The sequence below is a fragment of the Methylobacterium sp. P3_A11 genome (assembly GCF_056403155.1).
Window position 1 is genome coordinate 1 of sequence record NZ_JBFUGA010000013.1, and the last position, 14,457, is coordinate 14,457.

Here is a 14,457-nt window from a genome sequence, read left to right on the forward strand (position 1 = left end):
TCAAGGACGCGACCGTCAAGCGCTACCACTACGACAGCCACGACCAACTGCGGGAACACCTCGCCGCTTTCCTGGATGCCTACAACTTCGCCCGGCGGCTCAAGACCCTACGCGGCCTCACGCCATACGAAGCGACCTGCCGAGCCTGGGCAGACGACCCAGGCCGGTTCAGATACGACCCAACCCATCTCACCTCGGGACTGAACACCTAGTCGGCCCGGACCAGATCCCCCAGCAGGCTCGCCGCCACAGTGACCTTCGAGACCGTCAGGCTCGACGCGCCGATGGCATCCACCGCCTCGCGAATCCGGACGAGCGACGCACCGCGGGCCTTCGCCCAAGCCTCCACCGCCTCCGGGCCGGCGCCCAGGTCGGCCACCACCTCGGCGGTCAACTTGCGATGCGCCGCCGCAATACCGGCGACGGCGCGCTCCAGCGCGACGCGGTCGAACGTATCGGTCACCGGAACGGTCCGCGCTGCAGCGGCGAGGGCGTCGAGGTTGAAGGCGTGCTCCAGGGCGAAATGCGTGGCCGCCACGTCCTCGATCGGACGACCGCTGGCCTCGGCGACCCGGACGATGTCCGGGGCGGAGACGAGCGCGGACAGCGAGGCCAGACGCCGCGCCTGGGCAGCGGCCATGCCGAGGGCGGTGAGTTCCGCCGTGCGCTCCCCGATCGCCGCCAATGCCTCGTCGCCGAGGACCTTCGGCAACGCCGCCTCGACGGCAGCGACGCCGTCCCGGTAGCGGGCGACGACCGGGCCGAGACTGCCGCTCAGGTCGAGGTTGCGGATGAACCAGACGATGCGGTTCGTCAGCAGATCCTGCACCTCCGCATAGAGGCCGAGCTGCCCTTGGCCCGAGATGCGGCCTGCGAGCCCGTCGATGGCGAGGTTGAGCTCCATCAGCCCGAAGGCGTCGCGGGTCACCGCGTAGGCCTTGGCGATGGTCGCGCCGTCGGCGCCGGTGCCGTCGACGAGGCTAGTCACGAGGGATGGGCCGCCGCGGTTGACGATGATGTTGGCGAGCGCCGTGGCGATGATCTCGCGGCGGAGGCGGTGCGTTTTCACCGCGTCCGGGAATCGGTCCCGGAGGGCCTTCGGAAAGTAGCGCTGCAATTCCCGGTCGAAATAGGCGTCGTTCGGCACGGCGCTGTCGAGGATCGCGTCATGGAGCGACAGCTTCGCATAGGCGAGGAGGACCGCGTATTCCGGCCGTGTCAGGCCCTCGTTCCGGCGCATGCGCTCGGAGAGCGTCCCGTCGTCGGGCAGGAACTCCACCGCGCGGTCGAGGCGACCCTCGGCCTCCAGAGCCTGCATGGTCCGCATGGCGAAGCCGGTCTCGCCGAGGCCGCCGCGCTGGGCGAGTGAGAGGGCGAGAGTCTGCAACGCGTTGTTGCGGAGAACCAAGTGGCCCACCTCGTCGGTCATGGCGGCGAGGAGGGCGTTGCGTGCCTCGTAGCTCAGACGTCCGTCCCGCTCCGGCGTCATCAGGGCGATCTTGATGTTCACCTCGACGTCCGAGGTGTTCACGCCCGCCGAATTGTCGATGGCGTCGGTATTGAGCCGAACGCCTGCGCGCGCCGCCTCGATGCGACCGCGTTGCGTCAGGCCGAGGTTGGCACCCTCTCCGACCACCTTGGCGCGCAGCTCCGGCCCGGTGATGCGGACGGCGTCGTTGGCGCGGTCGCCGGCATCCTCGTCGGTCTCGGTGGTGGCGCGGACATAGGTGCCGATGCCGCCGAACCAGAGCAGGTCGGCGGGTGCCTTCAGGATCGCCTGCATGAGCTCGGTGGGCGTCGCCTCGTGGCGGTCGAAGCCCAGGGCGGCGCGGACCGGCCCGGAGAGCGGCACGGTCTTCAGGCTGCGGGAGAAGATGCCGCCGCCCTCCGAGATCAGCGACCGGTCGTAATCGGCCCACGAGGAACGGCCGAGATCGAACAACCGTCGCCGCTCGACGAAGCTCGCGGCCGCATCCGGGTTCGGATCGAGGAAGATGTCCCGATGGTCGAAGGCGGCGATCAGCCGGATGCTCTCCGATAGCAACATGCCGTTGCCGAAGACGTCGCCCGACATGTCGCCGACCCCGACCGTCGTGATCGGGTCCCGCTGCACGTCGACGTCGATCTCGCGGAAATGCCGCCGGACCGCCTCCCAGGCGCCGCGGGCGGTGATGCCCATGCCCTTGTGGTCGTAGCCCTGGCTGCCGCCCGACGCGAAGGCGTCGCCGAGCCAGTGGCCCTTCTCGAGGGACAGCGCGTTGGCGATGTCCGAGAAGGTGGCAGTACCCTTGTCGGCGGCGACCACGAGATAGGCGTCGTCCGGGTCGTGCCGCACCGTGTCGGGCGGCGGCACGATGGCGTCGTCGACGATGTTGTCAGTCAGTTCCAGAAGCGTGCGGATGAAGATCCGGTAGCTCTCGGTGCCCTCCTGCATCCAGGCGGCGCGGTCGGAGGCCGGCGGCAGGCGCTTGGGAAAGAAGCCGCCCTTGGCGCCSACCGGRACGATCACGGCGTTCTTGACCTGTTGGGCCTTCACSAGGCCCAGGATCTCGGTGCGGAAATCCTCKGSCCGGTCSGACCAGCGCAGGCCGCCGCGGGCGACGTAGCCGAAGCGCAGGTGGACGCCCTCGACCCGGGGCGAATACACGAAGATCTCGAAGAACGGCCGCGGCAGCGGCATCGCCGTCACCTTGGCGCAGGCGAACTTGAAGCTGATCGTCTCCCGCGGTTGCCCGTCCGCGCCGGTCTGAAAGAAATTCGTCCGCACTGCCGCTTCGACGAGATTGACGAACCGGCGCAGAATCCGGTCGTCGTCGAGGCTGATGACGTCGGCGAGCGCGGTCTCGATTCCGGCGCGGATCTCTGCCTCTCGGGCGGTCCGGTCCCCCGTCAGCGCCGGATCGAACCGGGCGCGGAACAGGGCGACGACGCTTCGGGCGATGCCGGCATGCCGGCTCAGCGTGCCGGCGAGGTAATCCTGCCCGTAGCGGATGCGCAGCTGGCGCAGATAGCGCCCGAGCGCCCGGAGCAGGGCCGCCTCCCGCCAGGGGAGGGCGGCCTCCAGGACGAGCCGATTGTAGCCGTCGGATTCGGCGACACCGTCCGCGATAGCCAGCATCGCGGATTCCAGCGGGCGCTCCAAGGCGTTCAGGTCGATCGGAGCGCCGGTTGCGCGTTCGATCAGCATGTCGTGCACCCAGATCCGGGCCGCCTCGTCCGCCCCCGCAGGCACGATCCGGTAGGTGCGCTCGTTGATGACGCGGAAGCCGAGATTCTCCAGCCCCGGAACCCGGTCCGACAAGCTGATGGCAGTGCCGCGGGAGAAGACCTTCAGGCGGACCTGAGCCGCCGCATCACTCTGCCGGCGCCCGAGATGGACGGCGCGCGGCTGGCTGTCGTCGAGGCGGTCGAGGATCGCTACGTCGGCGACGGCCATCTCGGGCTGGAATGCGTCCCGGTAGGCGGCCGAGAACGCGTCGCCGTAGCGGGTGGCGAGCTGGCGCGCCCGGTCGCCGCCCTGGGTCTCGGTCAGGGCAGCCCGCAGGGCGTCGCCCCAGGTGCGGACCAGGGCGGCGATGCCGGCTTCCAGGAGCGACGGGTCCTGCTCCGGGCTGCCCTGGTCGGGCAGGCCGATGATGTAGTGGATGCGGGCGAGGGGGCCGTCCGGATAATCGGGATAGGCGGCGCTCAGCCGTCCGCCATAGGTCTCTGCGAGGTAGGCGCCGATCCGGCCGCGCACCGTGGAATCGTAGCGGTCCTTGGGAACGTAGACGAGGAGCGAGACGAAGCGGCCGAACCGGTCCGGGCGCGAGAGCACGCGCACCCGCGGCCGGTCGGCCAGGGCGGCGATGGCCAGGGTAAACCGGTAGAGCCGCTCGATGCCGATCTGGAACAGTTCGTCGCGCGGATAGCTCTCCAGGACCGCGAGGAGGCTGCGGCCGGCATGGCTCGTCGGGTCCAGACCCGCGCGCTGGACGACGGCCTCGACCTTGCGGCGCAGAACCGGCACCTCGCGGGCGGGGCTTGTATACGCCGAGGCCGTGAACAGGCCGACGATCCGCACCTCACCCGAAAGCTTGCCGAGGCCGGAGAACAGCTTCACGCCAATATAGTCGAGGTAGGCCGATCGGTGGACCCGGGACTTCACGCTCGCCTTGGTGATGATCAGCGGCTGCGGCTCCTCCAGGAAGGCGAGGATCTCCGGCGTGTAGTCCACCGGGGTCCGTCCCCGGCGCAGGGGTGTGGCGCCGGGATCGCGCAGTACGCCGAGGCTCGACCCGTCGACCAGGGGATGGGCCTCGCCGTCGATGCCGTGCTGCTGCATGCCGAGGAGCAGAAACTGGCCGTCCTTCAGCCACCCGAGGAAGGCGCGTGCTTCCTCGGTCTCGCTCTCTGGCACCGGGGTAGGCGCCCGGCCGAGATCCTCGGCGAGGTCGGTGAGGCGCGCCAGCATGGCGTCGTGATCGTCGCTCGCCAGGGCGACGTCGCGATAGACCGCCGCGAGGGAGTCCAGCAACCGCGCGCCGACCTCGTCCGAGAGGCGGTCGAGATGGATGTGAATGAAGCTCTCGCGCGCCAGGCTGCCATGGGCATCCGCGGTCGTCTCACCGACCACGCGGATCAGCCCACCCCCGCCATCCCGTTCCACGCCCAGGATCGGATGGGCGACGAGGTGCGGGGAGAGGCCCTGCTCGGTGAGTTCGGCGAGGGTGGAGTCCAGCAGGAACGGCCGGTTGTCGTTGACGACCTCGAGGATCGTCACCTCGCGCGCCCGTCCGTCGCGGAACAGCTCGCCTTCGCCGAGGCGCATTCGGGCCGGGTCGCTGGGCCGGCGCGGTTCGGAGAGGAAGGCACGGGCGCGGGCGGCGAGGTCGGCCAGGATCGCGGCGTCGTAGGAGGCCAGATCCTCCGGGGTGACGCGCCCGAACAGGTCGCGGACGAAGCCGCCGGGTCCACCCTGGTCGGTCACGATGTCGGCGGCCGCCTCGATCAGCCCGGTGCGGGCCGTCTTCTGCTCCGAGGAGGACAACGCCGTCGCGGTTTCGAGTGTCATCGCGCTTCTCCCGAACCGGGTCACTCGCCCAACCGATAGCAGCGTGATCCGCCGTGTCGATGACACCCCCGACCGTTTGCCCGTCCGCGAGTATCGATCGGGGCGAAGCGTCAGGCGCACGCCCCGCTTGGGTTGCTCAGGCCGAGAAACGTGCATATACACGCATCGTGCCCGACGATCCTGCCGTTCCCGCTCCCGAAGAGCCCTGCACCTGCTCCGCGCTGCGCCGGGCGACGCGCGCCGTGACGACGGCCTATGATTCGGCCCTGCGCCCGACGGGCCTGCGGGTGACGCAGTTCGCGATCCTGCGCCTTCTGGAGCGGCTGGGTCCGACGCCCGTGACGCGGCTCGCCGCCGAGGCTGCGCTCGAGCGCACCACGATGGCGCGCAACCTCGATCCGCTGGAGCGGCGCGGCCTCGTCCGGATCGCCGCCGACGCCGACGATGCCCGCACGCGCATGGTCATCCTGACCGACGCCGGCCGCGGTGCCATGGCCACCGCGATGCCCTACTGGCGGGACGCGCAGACCCGCATCAACGCCCAAGTCGAGCCCGGGGCCGTGGCGGCCCTGGCGAACGCCCTGATTTCCGCCACCTGAGCATCGCCTCAGGCCCGCCCGCCGCCGGAGACCGTTCATGCCCGCCATCACCGAGACGCGCCCCGGGGCGCGCCTGCATTATGCCTGGGTCATCGCGGCCGTCACGTTCCTGGTGCTCCTCGTGGGGGCCGGCGTTCGCGCGACCCCGAGCGTGCTGATCGTACCCTGGGAGCGGGAATTCGGCTGGACCGCGGCCACGATCGGCGTCGGCATCGCCCTCAACATCTTCCTGTACGGCATGATCGGACCCTTCGCGGTGGCGATCATCGAGCGGTTCGGCCTCCGGCGCTCCGTCTGCGCGGCGCTCCTGATCCTGGCGATCGGCACCGCCGCCACGAGCCTGATGACAGCGCCGTGGCAGATGGTGCTGCTCTGGGGCATCGTCGTCGGCTCCGGCTCCGGCATGGTCGCCAACGTCCTCGGGGCGACCGTAGCGGGGCGCTGGTTCGCCAAGCGCCGCGGGCTCGTCCTCGGCCTGTTGACCGCGAGCAGCGCCACCGGTCAGCTCGTCTTCCTGCCGATGCTGGCCTCCCTGGCGGTCGGGCAGGGATGGCGCTCGGTCTCCCTCGTGGTGGCGGCGGCGACCCTCGCGTTGATCCCGTTGGCCGCCCTGCTGTTGCGCGACCGCCCGGCCGATATCGGTCTGCCGCGTTATGGCGAGGATGCGGTCACGCCGACGCCGGTCCTGACCGAGAACCCCGCCGTGCGGGCGCTGCGCGGCCTGCGCATCGGCCTGCGCTCCCGCGACTTCTGGCTGCTCGCCGGCACCTTCTTCATCTGCGGCGCCTCCACCAACGGACTGATCGGGACGCACCTGATCCCGGCCTGCATCGACCACGGCATCGCCGAGGTGACCGCCGCGGGCCTGCTCGCGCTGATGGGCATCTGCGACCTGATCGGCACCACCGCGTCGGGGTGGCTGACGGACCGGTTCGACTCGCGCAAGCTCCTCGCGTGGTATTACGGCCTGCGCGGGCTCTCGCTGATCTTCCTGCCCTATTCGTTCGACTACAGCTTCTACGGCCTGTCGCTGTTCGCGGTGTTCTACGGGCTCGACTGGATCGCCACGGTGCCGCCCACCGTCCAGCTCGCCGGAAAAACCTTCGGCGAGGAGAACGCCGCGCTGATGTTCGGCTGGATCGCGGCCGCCCACCAGATCGGTGCGGCCTCGGCGGCGTGGCTCGCCGGCATGGTCCGGACCGACACCGGAACCTATCTCGGCGCCTTCGTCTCGGCCGGCCTGCTCTGCCTCGTGGCGGCACTCATGGCGGCCTTCGTGGGCCGCAACCCCGCCGAGCCCGCCCTGCGCCCGCTGCCGGCCTGAACTGCGCGCGGCGGGCGCGGTCGTCACACGTGTGCCGCGAAGGACGAGCCCTCATCTGCCCGTCCCCGCGCATCCCGAGAGCCCGCCTTGACCATCGCGATCCGGCCCGAGCCGCCGGTCCAGAACGTTCCCGCCCCACGGCCCTGGTCGGGTCCGGGCTTCGTCGAGTTCGTCGCCATCATCGCCCTGATGATGGCGGTGACGGCGATCTCCATCGACAACCTGCTGCCGGCCTTCCCGGCGATCGAGGCGCGATTCGCCGTGGCCGATCCGAACCGGCTGCAGCTCCTCGTCTACGTCTACATGATCGGCTTCGGCTTCGCGCAGATCGTCTACGGACCGGTCTCCGACGCCCTTGGACGGCGCCCGGTCCTGCTCGCCAGCCTCGCCATCTACGTTGTCGGCTGCGGCCTTGCCATGGTGGCGCCGAGCTTCGGCTGGCTGCTGGCCGCGCGGATCATCCAGGGCATGGGCGCCGCCGGCGGGCGCGTGCTCTCGGTGGCGATCGTGCGCGACCGCTTCGCCGGCCGCGAGATGGCGAGCGTCATGTCGCTCACCATGATGGTGTTCCTGATCGTTCCGATGATCGCGCCGGCGATCGGCGGCCTGATGCTGGCGCTGGGCTCCTGGGTCTACGTCTTCGTCTCGATGCTGGTCCTGGCCTTCTGGCTGGCCCTCTGGTTCTCCCTGCGGATGCCCGAGACGCTGCACCCGGAATACCGCCGGCCGCTCTCGCCCGCCGCGACCTGGGAGGCGATCCGCCTGACCCTCCGGACCCGCGTCGCCGTCGGCTACGCCACGGCGCTCGGCCTGATGACCGGCTGCATCATGGGCTATGTGGGCTCGGCCCAGCAGGTATTCGACACCGGCCTCTACCACCTCGGCCCGCTCTTCTCCCTGGCCTTCGGGCTGGTAGCGGGCGCGATGGGCGCGGCGACGCTGATCAACGCCCGGGTGGTCCGCCGGCTCGGGATGCGGGCGCTGTCGCACAGCGGCGTCATCGCGTTCACGCTGGTCGGGTTGGTGCAGGTCGGGGCCGGGCTTGCCTATCACGGCCATCCGCCCCTCGCCCTGTTCCTGGCGATCCTGGCGATGAACCAGTTCCTGATCAGCTTCGCGATGCCGAACTTCAACGCGCTGGCGCTGGAGCCCCTCGGCGCCATCGCCGGCACGGCCTCGTCGTTCCTCGGGTTCTACACGACGATCCTGGGCGCGTTCTGCGGCTTCCTGATCGGCCAAGCCTTCGACGGCACCGTGCTGCCCGTGGCGATCGGCTATGCGAGCCTCGGCGCGATGGCGCTCCTCGTCGTGGCCTGGACGGAGCGTGGCCGGCTGTTCCGGGGCGGCGTCGGCGGCTGAGCGCGGCGGCTTAACGCGGTCTTCAGCGAGACCCCTCAAGCTCGGGTCTTCATCCCAGCCGACCGGACCCGCCCATGATCGCCCGCGCCCAGGACGGAACCCTCTTCGCTGCGCGTCTTCTGCTCGCCGCCGCGCTCCTGCCCACCGGGATCGCCCGGGCGCTCAACGTTTCGGGCTTCGCCCTCACCCTGGCCGGCAACGGCATGCCGTTCCCCAACAGCGTCGCAACCGCGGCGGTGGTGGTTCAGGTATTCGGCCCGCTGGCGCTGATCCTCGGCGTGCTGCCGCGGCTGACCGGGCTGGCTCTGGCCGCCTTCGCCGCCGTGACGGCCTTCGTGCTGCACCCGTTCTGGCACTATGTCGGCCCGGCTGCGGTCGCCGAGCGTACGCTGATGCTGGCCGATCTCGGCCTGGCCGGCGGATTTCTCATGTATGCCTTGGCCGGTCCGGGCGCCCTGAGCTGGCAGGGCTGGCGCGCCGGCACGATGGGGGCGGCCCCCGCTGCCAAGCCGATCGCCGCGAAGGGCTCGGGCAAGGGCGCCGCGCGGGGCGGAAGCAAGCGGCCCGCCGGACGGGCGCCCGCCCGCGCGGCCGCCTGATCAGCCGTGCCGCGGCCTCATTTCGGCGGCCGGCGGCGAGGCCTTGACCATCGCGCGGCCGGAGATCTCCGACCCGGCATCCAGCGACAGGCGGCGGAAGGCCAGGACGGAAGCCGCCGAGATCACCGCCACCGCGAAGAAGGCCGGTCCGAAATCGCCGGCCGCGATCTGCGTCCGTCCGTGCCATCCGGCCGTTCCCTCCAGGGCCAGAGCCCCGAGCGTCACGCCGAGGCTCAGCGACAGCTGCTGGCAGACGCTGGCGAAGCTCGTGGCCGCGCTCATCTCGCGGGATTCGAGATCGGCATACGCAATGGCGTTGACGCAGGTGAACTGGATCGAGCGCGAGCAGCCGCCGACGAACAGCAGGGCCACCATGATCCAGTGCGGGGTCTCCCCGGTGTAGAAGCCATTCACCGCCAGGAAGGCCGAGGCGAGCAACGCATTCCAGACCATCAACGTCCGGAACCCGGTGCGGCGCAGGATCTTGGGCGCCAGCGTCTTCACGAACATCGCCCCGGCCGCCGCCGCGAAGGTGATGAGCCCGGAATGCAGGGCATCCAGGCCGAAGCCGACCTGCAGCATCAGCGGCAGCAGGAATGGGATCGCTCCGGTACCGATCCGGAACAGGCTGCCGCCGATCACGGCGACCCTGAAGGTCGGCCGCTCCATCAGGTCGAGCCGCACGATCGGGTGGGCGGCCCGGCGGGCATGCGCCCAATAGAGCGGCAGGAGGAAAGCGCCCGCGGCGAGGCAGCCCCAGGACACAGCAGCCGGCAGCAGGTGGCGGCCCAGGGAGGCGAGGCCGAGCATCAGCGCCGCCAACCCGGTGCCGAGCAGCACGAATCCGACGAGGTCGAGGGGCGGCCGCTCCGGCTCGCGCACGTCCTCGAAGTACAGGCTGGCCAGCACGATCCCCGCGCATCCGATCGGCAGGTTGATGAAGAAGATCCACCGCCAGTCGAACCACGTCGTGATCAGTCCGCCAACAGGCGGACCCATCACCGGGCCGACGAGGGCCGGGAAGGTCAGGTAGGCGAGCGCGGTCACGAGCTGCGACTTCGGCACGCTGCGCAGCACCACGAGACGCCCGACCGGCACCATCATGGCGCCGCCCATGCCCTGGAGGAACCGCGCGGCGACGAACCATGCGAGGCCGTTGGCGGCCGCGCAGGCCAGCGAGCCGGCCATGAACACCACCAGGGCGGCGCGGAACACCGTGCGCGAGCCGTAGCGGTCGGCCATCCAGCCGCTGACCGGGATGAAGATCGCGAGGCTGACCAGATAGGAGGTCAGCGCAAGCTTCAGCGCGATCGGGTCCTCGTTCAGGCTGGCCGCGATGCTCGGCAGCGCCGTGGCGATCACCGTCGAGTCGGTGTTCTCCATGAACAGAGCGGTGGCGACCGTCAGGGGGACGATCCAGAACGGTCTTTGCTGAGTTGCGGCCATCGGACAGCAGACGCGTGTCGCGCCGGGGCGGTTGCACGGCGGCGTGGCCACCTCGCACCCTCGTGTTTCGCGCATGTATCCATCCTGCAACAGAGGTTGAGCGCCGACGCGAAGCCACCTTTTTTACGGGTGCTCCCATGGCTACGTTTCCCTCACGCGCCCGTGAGGTCGCCCAAGCCGGCCAGGGGCCGGCCCACGAGGAACCCGATGCACCCCAGCCCCAGCAAGGTCCGCTCCCTGCCGCGGATCGCCGCCGGTGTCGCCCTTCTCTCGATGGTGGCCGCCTGCGGCACCGTCCTGCTAAACGATCGCGGATCCCTGACGCGCTATGACCGCTTGAAGTCCAGCGACCAGGTCGCTTCGGCCTCGCGGATCTACGTGGACCGGCCGGCCCTCGCCAAAGCGCAGACGGTCCGCATCATTCCGACCGCCTTCCACGCCGATGTGGCGGGAGCCGCGCCGCTGACCCAGGCCGAGCGGCGCCTCATCGCCAACGCCGCCGACCGGGCGCTGTGCTACGATCTGTCGCTGAAATACGACATCGTGACGAGCCGCGATGCCGACCTGACCGTGCGGGCGCAGGTCACCCGCGTCGACCCCACGGACCTCCTCGGCGCCGGCGCCACCATCGCGGGTTCGGCCGGCGTGACGGTCGCCTCGCAGCTGGGCCTGAGCGTCGCCGAGGGCGTCGGCCGCGTTCCGATCCCGCGCGTGCCGATCGGGCTCGGGAGCCTCACGGTGGAGGCCGAGGCGCTGGACCGGCGGCGCGAGCAGCGGGCCGCCATGGTCTGGGGCGGGGCGRCCAATTCCTTCACCAGCCAGCCGCGCTTCTCCAAGGCCAGCGACGCCTACGATCTCGCGGGCGAGTTCGGGCAGGATTTCGGCTACATGGTGGCGACCGGCGACGACCCGTTCACCGCCCCCAACACGCTCCCGACCTGGGACCGCATCCGCATCACCACCCTCGGCGAGGCCCCGCTCGACCCCGATTGCGAGGCCTTCGGCCGGGCGCCGGGCATCGACGGCATGCTGGGCGACTATATCGGCCTGCCGCCCGAATACACCGACAAGGGTCCCCGCGCGCCGGCGATGCGGTAGGGCTGCGGCTGGGCCGCGACGCGACAAGGCAGGGAGCCGCGGCCGTGGACAAGCCGCGAGCCATGCGCGTTTTCGCGTTGCGACGCATCACGGGTGCATTGGCGCCGTCGTAGAGCCCGTGATACTGGCACTTGCCAACCCGATCCCGCAGCGCGCTCCCCCCGCGCGCCGCCGTCCGAGGAAAGTTGGCACATGGCCCGAGTAGAAACCGCATCGATCATCGAGGGCCTCACCTTCGACGATGTGCTCCTGCGGCCCGCCGCCTCCTCGGTGATGCCCACCGAAGTGAACGTCGCCTCCCGGCTGACCCGCACGATCCCCCTGAACCTGCCGATCGTGGCCTCGGCCATGGACACGGTGACCGAGGCCCCGATGGCCATCGCCATGGCGGCCAACGGCGGTATGGGCGTCATCCACCGCAACCTCGAGCCGCCGGAGCAGGCCGAGCAGGTCCGCCTCGTCAAGAAGTACGAGTCCGGCATGGTGATGAACCCGATCACCATCCACCCGGACGAGACGCTGGCCGACGCCTTCGAGGTGATGAAGCGCAACCGGATCTCCGGGATCCCGGTGGTGGAGCGCGGCCCCAACGGCTCCCGCGGCAAGCTCGTCGGCATCCTGACCAACCGCGACGTGCGCTTCGCCACCAACTCCGCCCAGCCGGTCGCCGAGCTGATGACCCGCGACCGCCTGATCACGGTCCGCGAGGGCGTGACCCAGGACGAGGCCAAGCGGCTGCTCCACCAGTTCCGGATCGAGAAGCTGCTCGTGGTCGACGACCATTACCGCTGCATCGGCCTGATCACCGTCAAGGACATCGAGAAGCGCGTCGCCTACCCGAACGCCGTCAAGGACGAGCAGGGTCGCCTGCGCGTCGCCGCCGCCACGACGACGGGTGACAGCGGCTTCGAGCGGGCCGAGCGCCTGATCGATGCCGGCTGCGACGTGATCGTGGTCGACACGGCCCACGGCCACTCCATCAAGGTGCTCGACGCGGTCGCCCGCGTGAAGCAGCTCTCGAACGCCGTGCAGGTCATCGCCGGCAACGTCGCGACCCGGGACGGTGCGCGGGCGTTGATCGATGCCGGTGCCGACGCCATCAAGGTCGGCATCGGCCCGGGCTCGATCTGCACGACCCGCATCGTGGCGGGCGTCGGCGTGCCGCAGCTGACCGCGCTGATGGAGGCCGTCGAGGCCGCCGGGGAGGCCGGCATCCCGGTCATCGCCGACGGCGGCATCAAGTATTCCGGCGATCTCGCCAAGGCGATCGCGGCGGGCGCCTCGGTGGCGATGCTCGGCTCGCTCCTCGCCGGCACCGACGAGGCCCCCGGTGATGTGTTCCTCTACCAGGGCCGCTCGTACAAGTCGTACCGCGGTATGGGCTCGGTGGGCGCCATGGCCCGCGGCTCGGCTGACCGCTACTTCCAGGCTGAGGTGAACGACACCCACAAGCTCGTGCCGGAGGGCATCGAGGGTCAGGTGCCGTACAAGGGTCCGGTGGGCAACGTCCTGCACCAGCTCGCCGGCGGTCTGCGCGCCGCCATGGGCTACGTCGGCGGCGCCACGATCCCCGAGTTCCAAGAGCGGGCGCAGTTCATCCGCATCACCAATGCCGGCCTGCGCGAGAGTCACGTGCACGACGTGACGATCACCCGCGAGAGCCCGAACTATCCCTCGCGAACCTGAGGAAGCTCATGCGCACGCTGATCGTCGGGGCCGGCGCGACCGGTGGCTATTACGGGGCGCGCCTCGCCGAGGCCGGCGCCGATGTCACGTTCTTGGTCCGGCCGGCCCGCGCGGCCAAGCTGGCCGCGGCGGGATTGAACGTCAGAAGCCCCCTCGGCGACCTGCATCTGCCCGATCCGCCCACCGTGACGGCCGACCGTCTGGCCGGGGCGGGGCGGTTCGACCTGATCATTCTGTCCTGCAAGGCCTACGACCTCGACAGCGCCATCGCCGATCTGGCGCCAGCGGTGGACGAGGGCACTGCGATCCTGCCGGTGCTGAACGGGATGTCGCATCTCGACGCCCTCGACGCCCGGTTCGGGGCCGAGCGCGTGCTCGGCGGAGCCTGCGCGATCGCCGCAACGCTCGCGCCGGACGGCGCCATCCGCCACATGAGCGAGCTGTGCAGCATCACCTATGGCGAGCGCGACGGTTCACGCTCCGCCCGGATCGAGGCGGTCGACGACTTGATGCGCGGCCTCAAGTTCCAGCCGCGGCTGAGCGACGTGATTCTGCAGGAGATGTGGGAGAAGTGGGTGTTCCTCGCGACCCTCGCCGGGGCGACCACGCTGATGCGGGCTGCGGTCGGCGACATCGTGGCGGCGCCCGGCGGGACCGCGCTCGTCGCGGCACTTCATGCCGAATGCACCGCCGTGGCCGCCGCGAGCGGGTTCGAGCCGCGGCCGGTCGTGGCCGAGCGGGCGCGGGCACAATTGACGGCCGCGGGCTCCACCTTCACGGCCTCGATGCTGCGTGACATCGAGAACAAGGGCCGGATCGAGGCCGATCACGTGATCGGCGACCTGATCGCCCGGGGCGAGCGGCTTGCGCCCGAGACGACCTTCCCGGTCCTGACCGCGGTCTATGCCGGGCTGAAGGCCTACGAGGCCCGGCGGGCGCGGGAGACGGCCTGAACCGTCCCCCCGCGCCGACGTCTCAGTAGCGGGCGGGCGGCGGCGGCGGGGGCGGGTTGCCGTATTCGAGCTGCGTCTTGGCATCGACCGGCCGGCGGGGCGGCGGGGAGAAGTCAGGCTGGGCTGCGGGAGCACTGGCGCAGGCGGCGAGCGAGGCCGCGACGAGGGCCGCGAGGGCGACGCGAACGGTTGACGTCATGAACTGAGGTACTCCCGGGATGCGACCGGCGACGGACCGCTCTGGTCCGGAACGGGCGGATGCCATACGACACGCGACGGCCCGCATTGCGGACCATCCGCGTGACGGTCTGCGCCGCGAACGTGCAGGAAGCTCGGCCGT

Annotated in this window: 10 protein-coding genes and 1 pseudogene; 8 read left to right on the forward strand and 3 right to left on the reverse strand. The window is 70.6% G+C overall.

Features of this window, described 5'->3' with window-relative positions; all coding sequences use genetic code 11:
* A pseudogene (locus AC1DXK_RS06220) lies at nucleotides 1-212 on the forward strand (IS481 family transposase); the annotation flags it as partial.
* Here AC1DXK_RS06220 and AC1DXK_RS06225 read toward each other — a convergent pair.
* Complete coding sequence (locus tag AC1DXK_RS06225; RefSeq protein WP_477297193.1) at nucleotides 209-5,053, reverse strand: NAD-glutamate dehydrogenase; 4,845 nt, start codon at nucleotides 5,051-5,053, stop codon at nucleotides 209-211. The pseudogene AC1DXK_RS06220 and the gene AC1DXK_RS06225 overlap by 4 nt on opposite strands.
* A gap of 242 nt (nucleotides 5,054-5,295) precedes the next feature.
* Between AC1DXK_RS06225 and AC1DXK_RS06230 the strand changes: the two genes are divergently transcribed.
* From AC1DXK_RS06230 to AC1DXK_RS06245, 4 genes are all read left to right on the forward strand, one after another.
* Complete coding sequence (locus tag AC1DXK_RS06230) at nucleotides 5,296-5,652, forward strand: MarR family winged helix-turn-helix transcriptional regulator (RefSeq protein WP_457105082.1); 357 nt, start codon at nucleotides 5,296-5,298, stop codon at nucleotides 5,650-5,652.
* Between the two features lie 37 nt (nucleotides 5,653-5,689).
* Nucleotides 5,690-6,976, forward strand: a complete 1,287-nt coding sequence (locus AC1DXK_RS06235; protein WP_457105081.1) for an MFS transporter — start codon at nucleotides 5,690-5,692, stop codon at nucleotides 6,974-6,976.
* Nucleotides 6,977-7,168: 192 nt separating this feature from the next.
* Nucleotides 7,169-8,335 carry a multidrug effflux MFS transporter gene (locus AC1DXK_RS06240; protein WP_457105093.1) on the forward strand — a complete coding sequence of 389 codons (1,167 nt, stop codon included), beginning with the start codon at nucleotides 7,169-7,171 and terminating at the stop codon, nucleotides 8,333-8,335.
* Nucleotides 8,336-8,409: 74 nt separating this feature from the next.
* Nucleotides 8,410-8,934 carry a DoxX family membrane protein gene (locus tag AC1DXK_RS06245; protein WP_457105080.1) on the forward strand — a complete coding sequence of 175 codons (525 nt, stop codon included), beginning with the start codon at nucleotides 8,410-8,412 and terminating at the stop codon, nucleotides 8,932-8,934.
* Here AC1DXK_RS06245 and AC1DXK_RS06250 read toward each other — a convergent pair whose 3' ends face one another.
* Entirely contained in the window at nucleotides 8,935-10,380 is a 1,446-nt protein-coding gene (locus tag AC1DXK_RS06250; RefSeq protein ID WP_457105079.1) for an MFS transporter, read from the reverse strand.
* Between the two features lie 207 nt (nucleotides 10,381-10,587).
* Between AC1DXK_RS06250 and AC1DXK_RS06255 the strand changes: the two genes are divergently transcribed.
* The 3 genes from AC1DXK_RS06255 to panE all read left to right on the forward strand — a co-directional run bounded on the left by AC1DXK_RS06255 (nucleotide 10,588) and on the right by panE (nucleotide 14,117).
* Nucleotides 10,588-11,478 carry a DUF3313 domain-containing protein gene (locus AC1DXK_RS06255; RefSeq protein WP_477297196.1) on the forward strand — a complete coding sequence of 297 codons (891 nt, stop codon included), beginning with the start codon at nucleotides 10,588-10,590 and terminating at the stop codon, nucleotides 11,476-11,478.
* Between the two features lie 192 nt (nucleotides 11,479-11,670).
* On the forward strand, nucleotides 11,671-13,164 hold the full coding sequence (gene guaB / locus AC1DXK_RS06260; RefSeq protein ID WP_457105077.1) for an IMP dehydrogenase: 1,494 nt from the start codon (nucleotides 11,671-11,673) through the stop codon (nucleotides 13,162-13,164).
* A gap of 8 nt (nucleotides 13,165-13,172) precedes the next feature.
* Entirely contained in the window at nucleotides 13,173-14,117 is a 945-nt protein-coding gene (gene panE, locus AC1DXK_RS06265) for a 2-dehydropantoate 2-reductase (protein WP_457105076.1), read from the forward strand.
* Between the two features lie 22 nt (nucleotides 14,118-14,139).
* On the opposite strand, the gene AC1DXK_RS06270 is transcribed toward panE, so the two are convergent.
* Entirely contained in the window at nucleotides 14,140-14,316 is a 177-nt protein-coding gene (locus AC1DXK_RS06270) for a hypothetical protein (protein ID WP_457105075.1), read from the reverse strand.
* Nucleotides 14,317-14,457: the final 141 nt, after the last annotated feature.